Below are 19,998 nucleotides of genomic sequence, written 5' to 3'. Positions count from 1 at the left end.
AATTCAGAGGCGTTAGAAATACAGAATTCTTCCTGTTTAGGTTAACTCAGTTATTTGCATAAATATCCAAATACCCAGAAATTAGGCATGATCCTTTGAAATTATTAGGAAGTGGCTTATACTGATCTTTAAAGTCATTTTCTTCTATCCATTCGCTTAATCCCCAAAATGTCAAAGTGTTCTGTTTGTTGTACCGGACAGATAAAACCGTTCCTTCATCCTTCATACGCCTCATTACGTTCACTAGCTTATGGTATTCTTTGTTGAGTTCAGTATACTTATCCTCTAGTTCAGACATACGAACAGCCCTTTGGAATATATTTTTGAATATGAATTTGATTTTAGCTTCTCTATTCCCTTTAGTGGGGAATCCATTGGAGGACTTATCTAGTCCATCCAATAAACCCTGCCAAATATCCCTTTCGTATCGATTATCTATAATAGCCTCCTGAAGACGAGTGTATTTACTGTCTATTTCTTCAAGCTTTTTGCGATATTTTTGCTCTTCGTTCACTACTTATTTAAAATCATTCAAGCAAATATATAAAAACGGAACGAATACGGAACTATAAAATGATTTATTTTTAAGAATACTTTTTAACACACATTGTTAAAATCTATAATTAAGCGTTAATTATTTATCTAAAACAAAAACACACCATTATGAAATTTGACCTAATCGAAATAAATAGCAGAGAGACTATTGGGGATATTACTCTTAAAGAAACACCAAACAAAGATGAATCCATCCTATTTAAGGATGTAATATATAAGGTTCATGATATTCTACATAAAACTGATGGAAAATCACTTATTGTTAATGTGAATCCAAGGTTTGTAGAAGGGTTTACTTTTTAATCTTTTTTGCATTTTTAACCAACTCCCTATAAGACTTAACGCTTTCTTCTATTTCATCAAGTAGTGAGGATATTTCTTTTAATTGAGTTTCATATATAATACCCTTTGGATATGGAAGGGATATCTTTTTCATTTTTTTAATAACGTAATCTGCGCTTGTTTTTTCTAGTGTGCTCATTTTATTTTATTTTTTAGTGTTTGTCCCACAATGTATATAGATGCCCATATTACGGTTCATAAACTCCACAGCGATAAATCAATGGAATCCCTTATATTTAGTACGAAATAATCCTTTCAAAAATCAAAATATGGAGACCCTTTCAAACATTTTTATAGCTATTATAGCCCTTGAACACCTGTATATTTTATATATGGAAATGTTTGCCTGGGAAACCTTGGGCAAAAAAACTTTTAGAAAAGCACTTCCGGAGCATATGTTTAAACCCACCAAAGGCCTGGCTGCAAACCAAGGACTCTATAATGGCTTTTTGGCAGCAGGACTCATATGGACATTTTTTATCGAAGACCAAACTTGGAGTACAAACATCTCCATTTTCTTTTTATGTTGTGTAGCCATTGCCGGTATTTTTGGTGCGCTGACCGCCAGTAAGAAAATATTTGTTGTCCAGGCCCTCCCCGCAATTATAGCGCTCTTATTACAGTTGTTAGTTTCTTACTCTGTTTAAGTTAATTAAGGTCCAAATAATAAAAAGAAGCAGTATCAGGTTGCCCTACCGTAAGAATTACTTCCGTTGACCTTTGCCCCCATAATAAATAATAAAATGCCCAAAATTCAAGTAGCCGCATGAACACCCCATTTATTACCGACCGAAGCTTTAAGGGAATGGATTTTACCACCAAACGCCTGGAGAAGGGCGAATATGAAAACTGCGTATTTGACTCCTGTAGCTTTTCCAAAGGGGATATATCCAACATCGCCTTTATGGAATGCATTTTTACCGATTGTGACCTAAGCAATGTAAACCTTAAAAATACCACCTTTAAGGAAGTAGTTTTCAAAAGGAGCAAACTACTAGGGATACATTTTGACCATTGTAATGATTTTCTACTTTCCTTTAATTTCCACGACTGTACCTTAGACCTGTCCTCTTTTTATAAATTGAAACTCAAGAATACTATCTTCAATAATTGCAAAATGATTTCAGTCGAATTTACGGAAACCGACCTAACCGAAACCATATTCGATTCCTGTAATCTTGAAGGTGCCCTCTTTGAAAATTGCAATCTGGAGAAAGTCGATTTCCGAACGGCCTTGAATTATTCCCTGGATCCCGAAAAGAATAAAATTGCCAAAGCAAAATTCTCCAAGGAAGGTGCCCTGGGCTTATTAAAGAAGTACAATATCCAAATCACCTAAACCACAACAAAGAATTAATCGTTTGTAATCGGATAATTTGTACCTTATTGGTCCTAAAACGGATTCACAAATGAAATGGACCCTAATCCTTTTACTCTTTGTCTATATTCCTTCTTTTGGTCAGAATACCATTTCCTTTACCAACAACAACCCCCCTCCCAAGGCCAGCCTATCCGATGTGGCATGGATAGCAGGACACTGGAAGGGAGAGGCCTTTGGCGGAATAACCGAGGAAATATGGAGTCCACCTTTGGGAGATTCCATGATGTTCGTGTTTAAATTGGTTGTGGACGAAAAAGTGGCCTTTTATGAGGTTGGCCATATTAGACAGGAAGGGGAAACGCTTATCCTTAGACTGAAGCACCTTAATAGTAATTTGACAGGTTGGGAGGAAAAGGACAAGACGGTGGACTTTAAATTGGTGAAATTGGAGGGGAATCGGGTTTATTTTGACGATTTTACCTTCGAGAAAATAAATGAGTCAGAAATCAATATTTATGTTGTTATTGAACAGGAAAATGGTTCCAAAGAAGAGGTAAAATTTAATTATAAAAAATGACCCTAAATAAAGTACACCATATTGCCATCATATGCTCGGATTATAAAACATCCAAAAAATTCTATGTGGAAGATCTAGGCCTGGAACCCCTGCAAGAAATTTATAGGGAAGATAGGGACTCCTACAAATTGGATTTGGCATTGCACGGAAATTACATCATAGAACTATTCTCATTTCCCAAACCACCTCCCAGATCCACTAGGCCAGAGGCAACCGGATTAAGGCACTTGGCCTTTGAGGTGGATGATCTGCAATCCCAATTGTTGGAATTATCCAAAAAAGGCATTGTGGCAGAACCTGTTCGCACTGACGAGTTTACCCAAAAAAAGTTCACTTTTATATTCGACCCTGATAATTTACCCATAGAACTATATCAAAAATGAGTGATATAACGGAGTATATAGACGATTTTTATAGTCATTTCCCAAGCCAGAACGGAGTTCTACCATGGGAAATTACCCCATACATATCAACTATTATATCCAAGAAGATCCTGGAGCTTAATACTGATGATTATGCCATTGCAGCTGGTATTGCCATCCATAAAACCGCCATTATCGAAAAAGGGGTAATTTTAAAAGAGCCCGTTATTATATCCGGAAACTGCTTTGTTGCAAGCCACGCTTATCTGCGCGGAGGAGTGTTTTTGGGCGAAGGGGTTCGGATAGGTCCGGGAAGTGAGATTAAGTCCAGTTTTATTGGCAATAATTCGGCCATGGCCCATTTTAATTTTATTGGAGACAGCATAATTGGGGGGCATGTAAATTTTGAGGCGGGAGCACTTATTGCCAACCACTATAACGAAAGGTCGGACAAGACCATATGGGCCCAAGTAAAGGGTAGCAGGACCAATACCGGCTCCGTTAAATTTGGTGCCTTGATCGGGGACAATTCAAGAATAGGAGCCAATGCCGTACTTTCTCCCGGCACCATATTGCCCAAGGGATCCATAGTAAAACGATTGGAGCTTATAGAACAAAATAACTGAACGAACCATGGAAAAAAAATGCTTGGAATGCGGAGATAAAATTTTGGGCAGGATAGACAAGAAATTCTGTTCGGACTATTGCAGAAATGCCTACAATAATAAGCTGAACAAAGACAGTAAAAACCTGGTTAGGAACATAAACAACCGCCTGCGCAAAAATTACAGAATCCTGGATAGCTATCCCTTAACCGAGGGCAAGACCAAAACTACCAAGACCAGATTAATGGACAAGGGTTTCGATTTTGAATATATCACCAATTTATATACCACCAAAAAGGGAACCACCTACTATTTTGTATATGATCTAGGGTATCTTCCCTTGGACAATGATTATTATATGATAGTAAAAAGGGAATAGGGGCTAACTTAATAAAGAATGCCCTTGAACAATTGCTAGAAGCTGTTCAAAGGCAAAAAAATTATGGGTGTCGTTGTATTGTTAGGTATCAGCTTCAATGCGAAGCAAAAATAGTTTACTACTTATAGTTATGTCCACTTAATTTAAGGGCTGCAATTACAATATCCTTGCGACTAATTTGCCCTACCAAAATCCCGTTTTTCATAACTGGTAATCTTCTTCTTTTATGCTTGTCAAATATGCCGGCGGCATCAAAAATAGACATATCATGAGGTATGGTCTCCACCTCTTTTGTCATGAATCGCTCAACACTCTTGTCCAAGATAGGTTGATTAAAATAACGGCTTTCCGAAATCTGTTTCATACAATCCGCCTCGGAGATGATACCCACCAAAAATCCGTTGTTATCCAATACTGGACCTCCAGAGATATGATATTTGGCCAAATGCTCCATAACCGTTAAAATAGATTGATCAGGACTAAAGGTGATCAGTTTTTTTGTCATATAGTCCTCTACTAAAATGGGAGCATCAAATTCCTTTTTTACGACCTTGCGAACTCCCTGAAAACTTTTTATTCCCATACCGTTTATTTTTAGGTTAATTTGAAAGATAGTATTTTTTAAATAATTACACAACTATTTAAGATTTAATCAATTGTATTGATAAATATTAGATTAAATTGTTGCGTATAATTTAAAATTAAAAAATCCTAAAAACCACAAATTATTGGTTATACCGCACACTTTAATGTAATACAGGGATAATTTCTTACTTTTAAGTTTTTACCAAATACTATGAAGCAATATTCTTCTGCCATCACCCTTCTCCTTGTTCTGCTTGCCATATATTGGAGCTTTGAAGCCTCCATGCCAAGCTACACTCCGGATACCAATATTGAAAATATTTCATTTTCTACGGATAGGGCGCTTGTCCATGTAAAAAATATGTCCCAAAAACCACATGCCGTGGGTTTTCCTGCCCATTCCGAGGTAAGGGAATATATTATATCGGAATTGACCAAGCTGGGACTGGAAACATCTACCCAACAAGGTTATACCGCAGGGGACTGGGGAAATTTTAGCAGTGCAACCAATATATTGGCCAGGATAAAAGGCAGCGAAAAGGGAAAGGCCCTTCTTTTACTTTCACATTATGATAGTAATCCCCATTCATCTTTGGGTGCCAGCGATGCCGCCAGTGGGGTGGCAACCATATTGGAAGGGGTAAGAACCTTCCTAGAGCAAAATAAAACACCTAAAAACGATATCATTATTCTAATTTCTGATGCCGAGGAATTAGGGCTTAACGGAGCTGATCTATTTGTAAACCATCATCCATGGGTAAAGGAAGTAGGATTGGTATTGAATTTTGAGGCAAGGGGCAGTGGCGGACCCTCCTATATGTTACTGGAAACCAATAGGGGAAATTCCAAGGTCATAGATGAGTTTATTAAGGCTAATCCAAAATACCCTGCTGCCAATAGCTTGGTATATAGTGTTTACAAAATGCTTCCTAATGATACCGACCTTACCGTGTTTAGGGAAGACATGGACATAGAAGGACTCAATTTTGCCTTTATTGACGACCATTATGACTACCATACCGCTCGTGATAATTATGAGCGACTGGACCGCAATACCCTTGCCCATCAAGGCAGTTATCTGATGCCCTTGCTGAAGCATTTTAGCAATTCCGACCTCACCAACTTAAAAAGCCCAAACGATTCCATATATTTTAATATTCCATTCTTCCGACTGGTCTCTTATCCCTTCGATTGGATTTTCCCAATGCTGGTACTTGCCATAGCAGGCTTTCTGGCCCTTTTGTTCCTCGGACTTAGAAATAGTTCCTTGGAAATTAAAGAAATTGGAAGGGGCTTTGTTCCCCTGTTCATAATTTTGGCCATTAACGGGCTGGTAGGTTACTTTGGCTGGACCGTTCTTAAAAATATTTACCCACAATACCAGGACATACTTCATGGTTTCACTTATAACGGTTATGCCTACATAGCGGCTTTTGTTCTATTTTCAGTGGCAGTCGGTTTTTGGGCCTATCATAAATTTGGAAAGGCACAGACTCAAAACCTCTTAATTGCCCCATTGTTTCTATGGCTAATTCTTTGTGCCCTGGTTGCCGTATATTTAAAAGGTGCCAGCTTTTTTGTAATCCCCGTATTCGCATTGCTCGCCTCCTTGCTTATCCTAACACATCAAAAATTGCCCAGTCCTTATCTGCTGTTGATTTTGACTTTGCCAGCCATATGGATCTACTCCCCGCTTATTAAAATGTTCCCCGTGGGGCTCGGCCTTAAAATGATGATTACCGCTACCCTTTTGACCTCTTTGGCATTTTTCCTGTTGCTTCCTCTTTTTGGCCCCCTAAAGAACAAAAACCGCCTAGCCTATTTATTTCTAATACTCTGTTTTGGTTTTCTGTTGTCCGCCCACTTTTCATCGGGTTTTAATAAAGAAAATGCTAAACCTACCAGTTTGGTCTATATACTGGACGCCGACAAAAACACTGCGCAATGGGCCACTTATGACCATGTGTTATCCAGTTGGACATCACAGTACGTAGAGGCCAATAAGGCAGAGCCCAAAAATCCAAGCTATGATATCTTAAGCAGTAAATATGGAACAGGGTTCACTTTCATGTCAGAAGCTCCGGTAAAAAACATTGCCCCTCCTAAAATAGAAACTACCTTGGATACCATTATTGGCGACCATAGAAAATTGGAAATTTGTCTTACGCCACAGCGAAGCACCAACCGTTTGGAAATATTTACGAATGATGTAGAAATTACTAAGGCCACTATAAATAGGATTGAACTATCCGAGTACTATCTTAAGAACAGGAAAAACAGTAAGTTGGTCACCCACTATGTCAGCAATAACGATTATACCGAATTACAGATCACTATCCCCAAAGAAAGTGCTTTGGAACTGACCCTATATGAGGCCTCCAACGATCTATTGAACAATCCCCTATTTACAGTGCCCCCAAGGCCAGAAAACAATATTCCTATGCCATTTGTCCTAAACGATGCTATTATGGTAAGCAAAAAGATAAAATTTTGAACAAAAAGATCGGGGTACTAGGTTGTGGATGGCTAGGTCTACCTTTGGCCAAATCCCTTGTCGCTGATAAACATACCGTGTTTGGGACAACCACTTCCGATTACAAAATAGGGGTATTGCAGAAAGCGAATATAATAGCATACACCATAGGTCTAACGGAAAATGGCATTGAAGGACAGATTGAAAACTTTTTAGGGGAATTGGACGTCTTGATCATCAATGTTCCTCCAAGGCTACGTTCGGCTCCTAAAGAGAGTTTTATAAAAAAAATGCTGCATTTATATGACGCAATAAAAAACACCGCGCTGGCCCGCATAATTTTTATAAGCAGTACCTCTGTTTATGGGGACATCGACGGGCTTGTCACAGAAGACTCCCCTACCCGACCCAATACAGAGTCTGGCAGGCAACTTCTGGCTGCGGAAAATATTTTTTTGAACGATGGGGCCCTGAATACCACCATTATACGATTTGGAGGCCTAATTGGCCCTTCCAGGCACCCGGTAACCCATCTTGCCGGCAAAACCGAACTTACCAATGGCAATGACCCGGTAAATCTCATACATCTTTACGATTGTATCGGGATTATCAAGATGGTCCTAAATGGGAATTGGGAAAATAAAGTAATTAATGGAGTGTATCCCCACCATCCTACAAAGCAGGCTTATTATACTTCGGAAGCAATAAAAAGAGGGCTTTTGCCACCCAGTTACATCAAGAATTTAGAAAAAATAGGAAACAAAAGCATTGAAAGTAAGTATTTAAATGTTAAAATATACCCTTATAACACCTCAATTGTAAGTTAATTCACCACACTTTTTTGAACTTTCACAACAAAGTCATCCAGTTTTGGTTAAATTATATCCTTGATTATTAACCGTTTATCGATTAGTCCGTATCTTTAAGTAAACGAATAAATTCAATTATCATGGAAAATTCAGGTCTAAAAACAAGAGTACTTACCGAAATTGAAAATTTAATTTCCAAAAGCTGCTCCAAAAGCAAAATGTCCCAAAAATTTCAAAATCTGCATGTTGCCATATTGAAAAAATATTACAATGCAGCAGATGTATCCATAGACTACCACAGAAAGAGAGTCATTATGGATATTGTTATGGATGATAGCTGTTATGACCCAAAAAAAGTGAATTCCAGCCTTCCTATTCTTAGGGCAAATTTACTTTTTAAGAATTTAAAGGAGTTTTTAAGTTCTAGCTTGGACAAGGACAACGTGAGCATTGCATTTTATGCCAGATTATTAAGGGCATACGAAAACAGGAATGTTACGCTTACCGTCGTTTAAACAAGACCCAGACCAACCATATTAGAAAAAAGGGTGCCGATCGGCATCCTTTTTTATTACCTATCCAAGGTTTAAGACATTCCTTAACAAATGGTTAGAAATAATTTACTAGTTTTGGCACACTAAAATTTAGAACAATGAAGAAAATTGTACTGATTCTGCTAGTTATGGCAGGATTTACAGCAAATGCACAGACAAAAAGTGATTTGCTTAAACATTATGAGGCCTATTATGACCAAATGAGACAACAGGGGGATATAAATGGTGTAATTAGCGCCATAACCCACCTAAACATACTTTCCCCAAGCAAAGAGCGCAATGATACCTTGGCTTACATTTACACCACGGACAATCAACATTTACAGGCGCTAAACACAATCGGGATTGAAAAAAACGAATCTGACTCGGATTTGGCGGTCCAGGTAAAAGCTATTTCCTTAAAGGCATTGAACCAACCAAAGAGGGCCTTGGAACAGTTTGAAATTCTTAATAAGAGAGGACCAAATCCATATTTAGCATATGAATTGGCAGATTTAAAAATTCAGACCGGTGACAATGAAGGTGCAGCCGTCAATATTGAATATGGAATTGCCAATGCCAAAGACGATATGAAATATGCATTCTATGAAAGGCAACAGCCATACGAGGTTGCTTTAAAGGCTGCCTTTATCCATTTGAAGGCCCTGGTAGAATTCAATAAAGATCAAAACGACATAGATGGAGCTCTGGCTACCATTGATGAAGCATTAAAAATAGATCCCAATTTTAATTTGGCCAGTCTAAGCAGACAAGCTTTACAGTCCAGAAAGGACAAAATTGAAAATAAAGAAACCAAGGAATAGCCAATATCTGCGCGCGTTTAAGAGCATAAAAAAACCACTGTACAACAGTGGTTTTTTTATGCTTTAAAGATTATAAGCTCCCCATTTTCACAGAGATTTACTGTTTAATTAACTCTTCAATAATCCTGTCATCCTTTTCCTGTTTGATCAGGATTACCTCGGAGACATTTTCATTGGGAATCACGAGAGACAATACATAGTGCGCTATTTTCCAATCCCCGGACTCCTTTCTTAGCACCCCGGAGCCGCGACATAATTTCATCTGGGTATCCAACAATTCATCAAACCAAGCATAATCCCCCTCATCATTGACGTATATTTGCCGTTCCACGGCTTTGAAGTTCCACGCCTTTCCCTTATCAAAATGAGGCTTTGCATAGGCCTTAAATTCTTCGATCTGCCAATTCTCGGAAGCATCCGTACCAATAAACACGGCATCGGAAGTCATTAAATTAAAATAGGCATCAAAATCGGCACTTCCTGCCGCTCTATGCCAGCTATCCAAGATTTTCCCTATTTCTTTTTTATCCATTTGCACCTGAGACCTGAGCTGCAAGGACCAAAGGACTGCAAACACAAGCAGCAGGGCCCTACTCACTCAAAATTAGGGTAGTGTCCAATTGGCTATTGACAATAACATTGAACTGGTTCCTAAATGCATTATAAGCATTGATCATTTCTATAGTGGACGCTTTGGTACCCGACCTATACTCCAAATTTCCCTTTGTTTTAAGAATATAGGTCTTAAAGACCTTTTGCCTGCTCTTAATCTGGGGCTTATCAAATGTTGCTGGATATGTAGATGCTTCCAGTGTTTTTTGTTTCTCGATCAAGTCTTCAATGACCAATTCCAAATCCTCCCTATTCGCCACCCTATACAACGATTCAAAAGTAGTTTCCAAACCATTGAATTCCTGCCATTCCTTTAGAATAGTCAGGGCCTGATCATTAATTTCATTGGGTTTGGGGAGTGAATCCACACTGAAAAATTCTTCTGCCTTTTCTATAACGGCCTCTGTGCTTGCCTGCTGTTTACAAGAGCCCAACAATATGAAAACAATGAGGTAAAACAATATTCTTCCCATAGGGCGAAGGTACAAATTTTAATAAACGCCAGCTTTGTCAGCATTTATATTTAACTAGGTTTTAATTCAAAAATCAGTCCAATCATTGAGTGATATAGCCAAATTGGGAAGGCATGAACATTGGCCACGCCTTCCCAATTTATTTTTTTTCCTCTTAAAACTAGCGGCTAGGAGTTAAATTTAATCTTAGTTTCTATAGCCCTGATCATAATACTGGCAATATCCTTCCCTGTAGCATTTTCAATTCCCTCCAATCCCGGGGACGAATTTACTTCAAGCAACAAGGGCCCTTTGTTGGAACGGATGATGTCCACACCGGCAACTGCCAGGTTTAGGACTTTGGCCGCCTTTACCGCCAACTTCCTTTCCTCGGAAGTAATTTTTATAATTGATGCCTTGCCTCCTTGGTGCAGGTTAGCACGGAATTCCCCTTTTTCGGCTTGGCGCTGTATTGAGGCCACTACTTTTCCGTTGACCACAAAACAGCGGATATCCTGGCCGTTGGCTTCTTTTATGAACTCTTGTACCAAAATATTGGTCTGCACACTTTTAAAGGCGTTGATAACACTTTCAGCGGCCTTGTTTGTTTCTGCCAAAACTACGCCCTTACCTTGGGTACTTTCTAAAAGTTTTATAATCAAGGGAGCCCCGTTGACCATCCTGATAAGATCTTTGGTATCCATGGGAGATTTGGCAAATCCGGTAATAGGGATATGTATATCATTTTTGGAAAAAAGTTGGGATGCGAACAATTTATCCCTGGACTGGGTTATGGCTTCTGCCGAATTTAAACAATACACCCCAAGATTATCGAACTGCCTTATCAAGGCACAACCGTAAAAGGTAACCGCCGGTTTTATCCTAGGAATTATGGCATCGAACTCATTTAATATGTTCCCTCCCCTATATCTGATCTCCGGTGAATTGGCATCCAGTTTCATATAGGCGTGCTCCACATTTAAAAATACCATATCATGACCCAAGGCCTCACCGGCTTCCATTATTCGCTTATTGCTGTACAACATTGGGTTACTGGCCAACAATGCAATTTTAAGCCCCGTTTTCTCCTTAAAATGAGAGGAATATCTCTGATTTATTTCAGTTGCTGTGAACTCCCCCATATTAAAACTTATCGCGGGGTTTACCACAAAACGTTCATTTAGCGCCTCCCTGCCCAACAGCATACGGTATTCCATAGTATCCCTGTTGGCCAAAGTGAGTTCAATTTCGAAGGTAAGGCTGCCTACCCTTACCGGGGTCCTTATCACATAACGCTCCTCCGATATCCCTGAAGAACTCTTAACCGTCCTTCTGTCTACCAAACGCGCCTTGCAGTCTATATTGATACCCCTATTGTCCTGTAAGGGGTTAACCTCGAACTTTACCCATTCGTGGGCCCCTTTGGTATACACTTTTATATTATTTGCCTGTATGGACGAGGTTTTTGCCCCGGAATCTACCCTGGCCTTTATAGCGGGAATCTCCAAATCCTCAAATACACACCATTCCTCACTACCAATAATATCCAGGTCCTTATACTTCATTTCTTTGTCTAAATTTTCTTTTTAATTAATTGCAAAATAAAACACTTGACCCCTGGGAATCAAGAATTATTGATTATTAATTTATTAAATAACGGTTGGCTTTCGGAGATAATCCTGAAAATCAGGACAAGAACATCTCTTTAGGCTTTTTGAAACATTTAAATTCTACCATGTGTCCATTTGGATCCTGAATAAAAAAGGACTTATGCTCCCCTATTTTGTCCTTTAAAAAAACGACCTCGGTGGTAAGTTCATATTCCGACTTTGTTAATTTGGCATGCAAATTATTCCAGGTACTTTCATCCACAATTACCCCAAAGTGAAAAGATGGCAGCACCGTATCTTCAAACTTATAGGTCTTAAAGGTAAAATTAAAAATGCCGGCTTTGGTAAACGTAATCTGGTTTCCAAAGAGATTGATATCCAGCCATCGGGAAGAGTGCCTTCCCAATTCGGCACCGATGACGTTTACGTAGAAATCTTCTGTTTTGCTTATGCTTAGGCAGGGCAATGACATATGGAAGGGTGCATTTTTCATCTGTTCATATTTATTTGTTAACAATTAGTCATCACTTTACCTATCAGGGGCAATCTGCCATTGATCCCTACATCTAGAAATATATCGGAAGATTTCTAGGAATAATATGGCGCATTGCTTAAGGCATTGATTTAATGTTGATCGTTTAACTAAGGTAATAAAAAGATCAATGGCAATTTACCTCCACAACCTAAACACAAAAAGATCTAAAACCTCTACCAAAATCAGGATAATAATGACCCACTCCAATCTACTGCTTTCCCTATGGTCCCAGATATCTTTAAACAACTCCAGGTTTTCTTTAATGATTCCCAATTGTTCGTGTATATTTCTATACCTTATCTTTAGGTCGAACGTTTGTTTCAGTTCTAGGTTTAACCTATTCAGCTGCTCATTTTCCCACGTACTTTCCGGCTCATCAAAAATATATAGGTTTTCGGATATCTGATTTTTTATATTCAATACCTTCCCTATAAACTTCTTGAGCTTAATTCCCGAAATATTGAGCTTTCCCTTTTTTTCCAAATATTGGGTGTGTTCATTGGTTTCTTCCAATAGTTGTTGGGTAATTTCGGAATATTGGTCTAAGGCCACCGATTGGGAAGTATTCAGCATTACCAATCTAATAAACTCGGAATCAAAACTGGGCAAGATTACTTTATCGAAGGCCACCTTTTGGTGACCTTCGATTATTTCCACTTGAATAGTTTCCGTAAATTGGGGAGTGCTGTTCTCCTTGGTAATTGCGGATAGGGTATCTAGAATTTTCGCTTTTTCATTCTCGGAATGATTAAAAAAAGACACTAGACCATATTGAAATATATAAACGAATTTTTTTTCGCCGTTTTTCAAATAGAGCTCATCACTGTCCGAAAACAATATTTTTAAGGGCAATTGTAATTTACATTGCCTAATATTGATCGATGATGCTACATGAACGGCGGCAACCTCAAACATCCCCGTTAATCATCGTCCTCATCTCCCTCTACTCCTTCCATATCCACATCTGGAATGGCATCTGGATCGTCATCATCAAAATCCTCATAATCATCCTCGTCGTAATTGGCCATGGTCTTTTCCAACTTGGCGCTAATCTTGACTAGATATTTAGTGTCCTCGGTGGTAACCTCAACGGCCTCAATGCGCTCCCCTTGTGCATTCTTAAAGGAGATAATATTAAGATCGTCGTAGCCATCCGGATACTTCTCAACCAAAAGTTTCAAAACTTCGGGAGTAAGTTTTTTAAAGTCTACAATAACTCTTTTTAAATTGTCCATATACTACATGTCTAATAGGTATGCAAAAATTAATGGCGCAACAATGGTTGCATCACTTTCAATAATAAATTTCGGGGTATTTATATCCAATTTTCCCCATGTAATTTTCTCATTCGGTACTGCTCCCGAGTAAGAACCATAGCTTGTGGTTGAGTCACTGATCTGGCAAAAATAACTCCAAAACGGTGTATCTGTCCTTTCAAGATCTTGGTACAGCATAGGTACAACACAAATAGGAAAATCTCCGGCGATCCCACCACCTATCTGAAAAAATCCAATCCCTTTTTCAGAATTGGCAGTGTACCAATCCGCCAGAAAGGTCATATATTCAATACCGGACTTCATGGTACTGGCCTTTAACTCACCTTTTACCACATAGGAGGCAAAGATATTCCCCATAGTACTATCTTCCCAACCTGGGCAAACAATAGGCAGATTCTTCTCCGCTGCGGCATACATCCATGAATCCTTTATGTCTATTTCGTAATATTCTTCCAAAACCCCGGAAAGCAAGAGTTTGTACATGAACTCATGCGGCAAATACCTTTCCCCGGCATCCTCGGCATTTTTCCAAATTTCAAAAATATGCTTCTGTAGCCTTCTGAATGCCTCATGCTCCGGAATGCAGGTATCAGTTACCCTGTTCAAGCCCTTCTCCAACAGGTCCCACTCATCCTGAGGGGTTAGATCACGGTAATCCGGCACGCGTTTATAATGGGAATGTGCCACAAGATTCATGATATCCTCTTCCAAATTGGCTCCCGTGCAGGAAATGATATGCACCTTATCCTGGCGGATAACCTCAGCAAATATCTTTCCCAGCTCTGCGGTACTCATGGCGCCAGCCAAAGAAACCAACATCTTGGAACCCTGCTTTAGTTGATCCTCATATCCTTTTGCAGCATCCACCAAAGCGGCTGCGTTAAAATGTAAATAATACTTTTCAATAAAATTGGAGATCTCTCCTTTAGTCTTCGTCATCGTCGAATTTTAAATTGTTATTGCTTCCCACTTTGGAATCAACGTCATAAGTGTTGTCGTATTCGTCCTCTACGGCCTCACCCATAAACTTATAGCTCAGCATTTTATAATATAATTTGGCCGCAAGAAAATCGGAAGACTTATCCATCTTATTGGGACAAAGTTCAACAATATCGAATCCTACAACATTTTTATCTTCAAATACCTGTTTTAGAAACTCCAAGGTCTCATAGTAAAACAGCCCCCCAGGTTCCGGTGTTCCGGTTGAAGGCATTATGGACGGGTCCAATACATCCAGGTCAAACGTTATAAAGACATTATCGGTCATAAGATCAATGACCTTATCTGTCCAATATTCATCGTTTACCATATCATGTGCGAAGAAGGTTTTTTCTTCATCAATGAAGGTTTTTTCAATGACATCCATACTGCGTATGCCCACTTGGATAAGATTTGTGGTCTGACTTGCCTCGTGAACAGCACAGGCATGATTAAATTTACTTCCATTATACGACTTCCTTATATCTGCATGTGCGTCTATATGCAACACGGTCAGGTTGTCAAAACACTCATTAAAAGCCCTAATGGTACCTATTGAAATTGAATGCTCGCCTCCAAAAATGGTAACAAACTTATTCCTTTTAATATATTCCTTGGTCGCCTTGTGTACGGCATTTACCATGGCCTCTGGAGAACTGTCCTCGTCTATGGCATTGGCCAAATATATCCCTTGTTGATATACTTCCGTATCGGTTTCAATATCATACCATTCCATATTTTCGGATGCATCCAAAAAAGCTTTGGGTCCCTTGTCCGCACCTTTCCCCCAAGTACTAGTTCCATCATAAGGCACAGGTATCAAAACTACCTTTGCCTTTTCCAATTGCGCAAACTCGTCAGGTATGCCAGCGTAATTGTTAGTTGTGTTCATTTGTTTAAAGTTTATTGATTTTAAAGGTCAGATTTAATTGGTTTCTCAATGCTTTCACCAACTTTAGCTTTGGCACTGGGTTTCATATCGTATCCTAAAATATTTAGCAGATCCTCCGCCTTTTGTTGTTCGCTAAATAATTTGGTTGTTATATTTCCGTTTTCGTCCTTATCTATTAGAATATGTTTTGGATGTGGTATTAAACAGTGCTGTAGTCCGCCATAACCTCCAATAGTTTCCTGATAGGCCCCAGTATTGAAGAACCCAATATACAAAGGTTTATCCTTTCTATACTTGGGCAAATAGATCGCATTCATGTTTTGTTCACTATTGTAATAATCATCACTATCGCATGTAAGTCCACCCAATAATACCCGTTCGTATTCATCTTGCCAACGATTAATTGCCAACATGATAAAGCGTTTGTTAATGGCCCAGGTATCCGGTAAAGTGGTTATAAAGGAGGAGTCGATCATATTCCACTTTTCACGATCGTTCTGCTGCTTCTGATATAATATTTCATAGATAGCCCCACCACTCTCACCTACCGTAAAACTTCCAAACTCGGTAAAGATATTTGGAACTGCAACATCCGCTTCCTTACAGGCAATATTAATTTGATTTATAATCTCATCTATCATGTATTGATAGTCGTACTCAAAGGCCAAGGAATTCTTAATAGGGAAACCACCCCCTATGTTAAGACTATCCAAGGATGGACATATCTTTTTAAGCCTTACGTACACCTTTAAACATTTTACCAATTCGTTCCAATAATAGGCGTTATCACGAATACCGGTATTAATGAAAAAGTGTAGCATTTTTAACTCAACCTTGTCATTGTCCTTAATTTGATTCTCATAAAAAGGTACAATATTTTTGTATCCGATTCCCAAACGGGAAGTATAGAATTCGAATTTTGGCTCCTCCTCGGAAGCAATTCTGATCCCAACCTTAAAAGTATCGTTGATAGCGTCTGACAAAAGATCTATTTCCTCATAATTATCTATTATAGGAATACAATTCTGGTGTCCTCCGTTTATTAGATTGGCTATATTGGTAATATATTGATCTCTTTTAAACCCATTACAAATTACATAGGTATTGTCCTTGATGGTGCCCTTTTCCTTTAATTTTTCAACAATGTTTATATCAAAGGCAGAAGACGTTTCTATATGAATGTCATTTTTTAAGGCTTCGTTCAACACAGGTTTAAAATGGGAACTTTTGGTACAATAACAATAATGGTATTTACCTTTGTAGTTATTCTTTTCCATGGCTATTTTAAACCATCCCTTTGCCTTGTTTATATTTTCGGAAATTTTAGGCAAATAGGTAAACTTCAAAGGACTACCATACTCCTCTACCAAATCCATAAGTGAAATGCCATGGAACTTTAGGTTTTCTCCTTCCAATGAAAACTCCTCCTGAGGAAAATAGTAGGTTTGATCTATAAGATTAATATACTTCGTGTTCATTTAAATAAATATATGAATTGTAAATAAGTAAATAGCATTGCCAAATGCAAATAATATTAGGAATAATAACTAAATCTCTAAACAATTATCTGCTTTTCAGTGGTCGGGATAAAAAAATAGTCGTGCTGACTGCTCACGATGGAAGAAAAATTAGGAATACGTAGTAAATTTTGGCTATCTATACCACTAAATATCAGTTGCCTGAATCCTCCTGCTGCCAGAAGCCCAAAATTATAAATATGGTTCATTGTACTCAACTAGGTGCTAATATCAAGATAAAATTTAAGGCTAATTTGATGTGGCAAATGAAAACAAAAAAAATGAAAAAACAAGCGTTTTAAAAAATTTTACAGTAAAGTAAAAAATGCATTTACTTTATAGTAAAAAATTAACTAAAAATTAAATTTAAACCGTTGATTTTTAACCTTTTCTTGACTATTTTTAAATAAAAACCAGATAGTCATGAAGCTTACAAAAATTAGTGTTTTTATTGGTCTTATTCTCTTCCTCTCTTTTTTTGATAAAATTACGGCCCAAATTCCTGCCAACGTCTATCATTTTGAGGAAAAAAGCAAGGATGGAACCCTTCATCACGAGTTGAAATTGGACGCGGATTACTATGTGCATACCATCTATAAAGAGTCCCCTGCAGAATTCATAAAAACGATGGGGGGCTACTACAAGACTTCGGGCAATAACCTAATGGTTGATCTTGAATTTAATTCCAACCATAAAGAAGACAAAATTACGAGTATAAATGTACCCTATAAGCTAAAAAAAGGAAATTTGATACTGGAAGGGGCCAAGCCCATGACTTTTACGCCCACTAAACTAGGCACCCAGGATCTGGACGGCAAGTGGCTGATGGCCGGCCGGGTAACAGAGGAAGGGGAACAAAGAAGGGATACTACCAGACCAAGAAAGACCATGAAATATTTATTGAACGGGCATTTTCAATGGATTGCCTACAACACCGAAACCTTTGAGTTTTTTGGTAGTGGGGGAGGTAGTTATGATGCAACCAACGGTAAATATTTAGAAAAAATAGCCTATTTTTCCAGGGACAATTCGCGTGTAGGGGCAGCACTGGATTTCAATTATGAATTAAATGGCAACGATTGGTACCATAGCGGTAAAAGTAGTAAGGGCGACCCCTTAAATGAAATATGGACCAAAAGGGTTGCCAAATAACTGTTCATAATTCGTTGACACCTCCACTTCGATAAATAAAAATAGCCTAGGTTCTTGGAAAAAATTAATTCTTCCATTGCCTAGGCTATTCCCTAATTGCATATATAGTGGTTAAGCCACTTTAGCGCTTTTTAAAGATGTTGCCACTGCCCCATTGATGGTGGCACTCCATTTTTCGGCTCGGACAAGTTCATAATCTTCCATGTAAATACTGTTAATGTCGTAAAAATTAAGGGCCTTAATGGGCTTGTCATGGTCTAAAAAGCCGATCTCCAAATCCAATTTCTCCAAAACGGTCTCCTTCTTATTTTTGGACCTGAGCTCATAGGTTTTCTTTACGATTTTGATATTCGACACCTCATTGAGATCAATATTTTCCAGCGCTACAACGCCATCGAATACTTTGGAAAAAATAAGTTTCTTATTATTCGAATCCAGGCCGATAAAAGAATTGCCCCAACTTTCCTTTAAGTCGAATTTCAATTTTGATTGGACCATTATGTTTTTAATTTCCTTTGACATTAATTTTAAATCCCCTTTTCCTGATTTATTGAGGATTACAAAAGGTATGATGGTGCAAAGCACCAATAAAGCTGATACCAATAGCATTGATACATTCATTGTATATTTTTTTTAAATTATTCCATTTACTAATTACATCCCCACTTATAAATGTCAATGTATGGTATGGGGAAATTTCCAAAATTGCTTATTCTGGAATTACATATGACCAATGGAAAAATTTATAAAAAAGTGTGAAAGGGATAGATAATGGTAAGCCCATCCAAACTAGCAATAATTTGGGCCTCCTTTTTTATGGACATAAGTTCCTTTTCCTTGAGTTCGGAGAGGCAACTTATGGCATTGGGATATAATAAATTGAGATTGGGCCTTAATTCGTTGACCGTTGGCAATTGATAATTGCCTTCTACCAACAGCATGGTATGCCCAGAATTTGGCATCTCGTAGCTTAAATGATGGTCCGTTTGGATCTCACCATTAACCCCAGTTATAACTTCCTTGGCCTCCTTGGGGGTTGCCAACGATACCTGGCCTATACCAAATAAGAGTATAACAACCAGAAACCTCAAAAGATGTAAGCACCTTGATACTTTCATACCACAAAGATATACAGAGTTCTTCCAAAAGATTTGTTAAAAATTAAAAGTGAGGATTACTCATTTATACCAATATCCGACTTGCCCCCCGTTTTCTTTAACAGCTTAATATTTTGGATTTCAATTCCTTTGTCTATAGGCTTTAACATGTCGTACATATTAAGGGCTACTATACTGGCGCCGTGCATAGCCTCTACTTCCACCCCAGTCTTGTAAATGGTCTTCACCGTAATCAAAACCGTAATCTTTAAACCGTCTATAGAGTAGGAAATATCGGTGTATTCTATGGGCAAGGGGTGACAGTCGGGCAATAGGTCTGCTGTCTTCTTAACTCCCAATAAACCGGCAGCCTTGCTCATGGCAAATACATCCCCCTTGGGGACCGTATTATTTTTTATCGCCCTTATAGTATCCTCCGTACTTACCTGGACTATAGCCTGGGCAACAGCAGTGCGTAATGTGGCTTTTTTATGGGTAATATCTACCATTA

Annotated in this window: 27 protein-coding genes; 12 read left to right on the top strand and 15 right to left on the bottom strand. The window is 38.4% G+C overall.

The window, feature by feature from the left end:
• Window positions 1–46: 46 nt before the first annotated feature.
• Window positions 47–514, bottom strand: coding sequence for a hypothetical protein (locus tag MWU84_RS13375; RefSeq protein WP_246902055.1), 468 nt, complete (start codon window positions 512–514; stop codon window positions 47–49).
• Window positions 515–663: 149 nt separating this feature from the next.
• On the opposite strand from MWU84_RS13375, the gene MWU84_RS13370 reads away from it, so the two are divergent.
• Complete coding sequence (locus MWU84_RS13370) at window positions 664–858, top strand: hypothetical protein (protein ID WP_246902053.1); 195 nt, start codon at window positions 664–666, stop codon at window positions 856–858.
• On the opposite strand, the gene MWU84_RS13365 is transcribed toward MWU84_RS13370, so the two are convergent.
• Window positions 848–1,036 carry a hypothetical protein gene (locus MWU84_RS13365; RefSeq protein ID WP_246902051.1) on the bottom strand — a complete coding sequence of 63 codons (189 nt, stop codon included), beginning with the start codon at window positions 1,034–1,036 and terminating at the stop codon, window positions 848–850. The genes MWU84_RS13370 and MWU84_RS13365 overlap by 11 nt on opposite strands.
• Window positions 1,037–1,166: 130 nt before the next feature.
• On the opposite strand from MWU84_RS13365, the gene MWU84_RS13360 reads away from it, so the two are divergent.
• From MWU84_RS13360 to MWU84_RS13335, 6 genes are all read left to right on the top strand, one after another.
• The gene (locus MWU84_RS13360) at window positions 1,167–1,544 is read left to right on the top strand and encodes a DUF1304 domain-containing protein (protein WP_093980528.1); all 378 of its coding nucleotides are present in this window, start codon (window positions 1,167–1,169) and stop codon (window positions 1,542–1,544) included.
• Window positions 1,545–1,663: 119 nt separating this feature from the next.
• The gene (locus MWU84_RS13355; protein WP_246902049.1) at window positions 1,664–2,236 is read left to right on the top strand and encodes a pentapeptide repeat-containing protein; all 573 of its coding nucleotides are present in this window, start codon (window positions 1,664–1,666) and stop codon (window positions 2,234–2,236) included.
• Between the two features lie 70 nt (window positions 2,237–2,306).
• A complete protein-coding gene (locus tag MWU84_RS13350) occupies window positions 2,307–2,795 on the top strand; it encodes a DUF6265 family protein (RefSeq protein WP_246902046.1) in 489 nt (162 codons plus the stop codon).
• On the top strand, window positions 2,792–3,178 hold the full coding sequence (locus tag MWU84_RS13345; RefSeq protein ID WP_246902044.1) for a VOC family protein: 387 nt from the start codon (window positions 2,792–2,794) through the stop codon (window positions 3,176–3,178). Before MWU84_RS13350 ends, MWU84_RS13345 begins: the two co-directional genes overlap by 4 nt.
• On the top strand, window positions 3,175–3,783 hold the full coding sequence (locus MWU84_RS13340) for an LpxA family transferase (protein ID WP_246902042.1): 609 nt from the start codon (window positions 3,175–3,177) through the stop codon (window positions 3,781–3,783). Before MWU84_RS13345 ends, MWU84_RS13340 begins: the two co-directional genes overlap by 4 nt.
• A 7-nt stretch (window positions 3,784–3,790) precedes the next feature.
• Window positions 3,791–4,141: a hypothetical protein gene (locus tag MWU84_RS13335; protein ID WP_031442030.1), complete on the top strand. Its 351-nt coding sequence runs from the start codon at window positions 3,791–3,793 to the stop codon at window positions 4,139–4,141.
• A gap of 118 nt (window positions 4,142–4,259) precedes the next feature.
• On the opposite strand, the gene MWU84_RS13330 is transcribed toward MWU84_RS13335, so the two are convergent.
• Entirely contained in the window at window positions 4,260–4,724 is a 465-nt protein-coding gene (locus tag MWU84_RS13330) for a CBS domain-containing protein (RefSeq protein WP_069859037.1), read from the bottom strand.
• 213 nt (window positions 4,725–4,937) lie between these two features.
• Here MWU84_RS13330 and MWU84_RS13325 point away from each other — a divergent pair, with 213 nt between their 5' ends.
• The 4 genes from MWU84_RS13325 to MWU84_RS13310 all read left to right on the top strand — a co-directional run bounded on the left by MWU84_RS13325 (window position 4,938) and on the right by MWU84_RS13310 (window position 9,365).
• On the top strand, window positions 4,938–7,220 hold the full coding sequence (locus tag MWU84_RS13325) for a M28 family peptidase (RefSeq protein ID WP_246902040.1): 2,283 nt from the start codon (window positions 4,938–4,940) through the stop codon (window positions 7,218–7,220).
• Window positions 7,217–8,026 (top strand): SDR family oxidoreductase, encoded by an 810-nt coding sequence (locus tag MWU84_RS13320; RefSeq protein WP_246902037.1) that lies wholly within the window; start codon window positions 7,217–7,219, stop codon window positions 8,024–8,026. Before MWU84_RS13325 ends, MWU84_RS13320 begins: the two co-directional genes overlap by 4 nt.
• 122 nt (window positions 8,027–8,148) lie before the next feature.
• Window positions 8,149–8,523 carry a hypothetical protein gene (locus MWU84_RS13315; RefSeq protein ID WP_031442026.1) on the top strand — a complete coding sequence of 125 codons (375 nt, stop codon included), beginning with the start codon at window positions 8,149–8,151 and terminating at the stop codon, window positions 8,521–8,523.
• A 137-nt stretch (window positions 8,524–8,660) separates the two neighbouring features.
• Window positions 8,661–9,365, top strand: a complete 705-nt coding sequence (locus MWU84_RS13310; RefSeq protein ID WP_246902035.1) for a hypothetical protein — start codon at window positions 8,661–8,663, stop codon at window positions 9,363–9,365.
• 97 nt (window positions 9,366–9,462) lie between these two features.
• On the opposite strand, the gene MWU84_RS13305 is transcribed toward MWU84_RS13310, so the two are convergent.
• The 9 genes from MWU84_RS13305 to MWU84_RS13265 form a co-directional block, all read right to left on the bottom strand.
• Window positions 9,463–9,897, bottom strand: a complete 435-nt coding sequence (locus MWU84_RS13305) for a nuclear transport factor 2 family protein (RefSeq protein ID WP_246902033.1) — start codon at window positions 9,895–9,897, stop codon at window positions 9,463–9,465.
• Between the two features lie 58 nt (window positions 9,898–9,955).
• On the bottom strand, window positions 9,956–10,450 hold the full coding sequence (locus tag MWU84_RS13300; RefSeq protein WP_246902031.1) for a hypothetical protein: 495 nt from the start codon (window positions 10,448–10,450) through the stop codon (window positions 9,956–9,958).
• A 167-nt stretch (window positions 10,451–10,617) separates the two neighbouring features.
• Window positions 10,618–11,994, bottom strand: coding sequence for a 30S ribosomal protein S6--L-glutamate ligase (gene rimK, locus MWU84_RS13295; RefSeq protein WP_031442022.1), 1,377 nt, complete (start codon window positions 11,992–11,994; stop codon window positions 10,618–10,620).
• Between the two features lie 121 nt (window positions 11,995–12,115).
• Complete coding sequence (locus tag MWU84_RS13290) at window positions 12,116–12,532, bottom strand: glyoxalase/bleomycin resistance protein/dioxygenase (protein WP_031442021.1); 417 nt, start codon at window positions 12,530–12,532, stop codon at window positions 12,116–12,118.
• Window positions 12,533–12,709: 177 nt separating this feature from the next.
• Complete coding sequence (locus MWU84_RS13285; protein ID WP_246902029.1) at window positions 12,710–13,489, bottom strand: RMD1 family protein; 780 nt, start codon at window positions 13,487–13,489, stop codon at window positions 12,710–12,712.
• A 5-nt stretch (window positions 13,490–13,494) separates the two neighbouring features.
• Entirely contained in the window at window positions 13,495–13,809 is a 315-nt protein-coding gene (locus MWU84_RS13280; RefSeq protein WP_246902027.1) for a hypothetical protein, read from the bottom strand.
• Between the two features lie 3 nt (window positions 13,810–13,812).
• Window positions 13,813–14,790 (bottom strand): deoxyhypusine synthase family protein, encoded by a 978-nt coding sequence (locus tag MWU84_RS13275; protein ID WP_246902025.1) that lies wholly within the window; start codon window positions 14,788–14,790, stop codon window positions 13,813–13,815.
• Complete coding sequence (gene speB, locus MWU84_RS13270) at window positions 14,777–15,721, bottom strand: agmatinase (protein WP_246902023.1); 945 nt, start codon at window positions 15,719–15,721, stop codon at window positions 14,777–14,779. The genes MWU84_RS13275 and speB overlap by 14 nt, the downstream gene beginning before the upstream one ends.
• 20 nt (window positions 15,722–15,741) lie before the next feature.
• The gene (locus MWU84_RS13265) at window positions 15,742–17,199 is read right to left on the bottom strand and encodes an arginine decarboxylase (RefSeq protein ID WP_246902020.1); all 1,458 of its coding nucleotides are present in this window, start codon (window positions 17,197–17,199) and stop codon (window positions 15,742–15,744) included.
• A gap of 462 nt (window positions 17,200–17,661) precedes the next feature.
• Between MWU84_RS13265 and MWU84_RS13260 the strand changes: the two genes are divergently transcribed.
• Window positions 17,662–18,390 (top strand): hypothetical protein, encoded by a 729-nt coding sequence (locus MWU84_RS13260; RefSeq protein WP_246902017.1) that lies wholly within the window; start codon window positions 17,662–17,664, stop codon window positions 18,388–18,390.
• A 111-nt stretch (window positions 18,391–18,501) separates the two neighbouring features.
• Here MWU84_RS13260 and MWU84_RS13255 read toward each other — a convergent pair whose 3' ends face one another.
• The 3 genes from MWU84_RS13255 to moaC form a co-directional block, all read right to left on the bottom strand.
• Entirely contained in the window at window positions 18,502–19,011 is a 510-nt protein-coding gene (locus MWU84_RS13255; protein ID WP_246902015.1) for a hypothetical protein, read from the bottom strand.
• 122 nt (window positions 19,012–19,133) lie between these two features.
• Window positions 19,134–19,508, bottom strand: a complete 375-nt coding sequence (locus tag MWU84_RS13250) for a hypothetical protein (protein WP_246902014.1) — start codon at window positions 19,506–19,508, stop codon at window positions 19,134–19,136.
• 56 nt (window positions 19,509–19,564) lie between these two features.
• Window positions 19,565–19,996 carry a cyclic pyranopterin monophosphate synthase MoaC gene (moaC, locus tag MWU84_RS13245; protein WP_142190130.1) on the bottom strand — a complete coding sequence of 144 codons (432 nt, stop codon included), beginning with the start codon at window positions 19,994–19,996 and terminating at the stop codon, window positions 19,565–19,567.
• Window positions 19,997–19,998 lie beyond the last annotated feature (2 nt).

The sequence above is a fragment of the Arenibacter sp. F20364 genome (assembly GCF_023015905.1).
In the GTDB taxonomy this organism is placed as follows: domain Bacteria; phylum Bacteroidota; class Bacteroidia; order Flavobacteriales; family Flavobacteriaceae; genus Arenibacter.
Note: the sequence above shows the minus strand (reverse complement) of the source record. Positions and strands in the feature narration are given on the sequence as shown.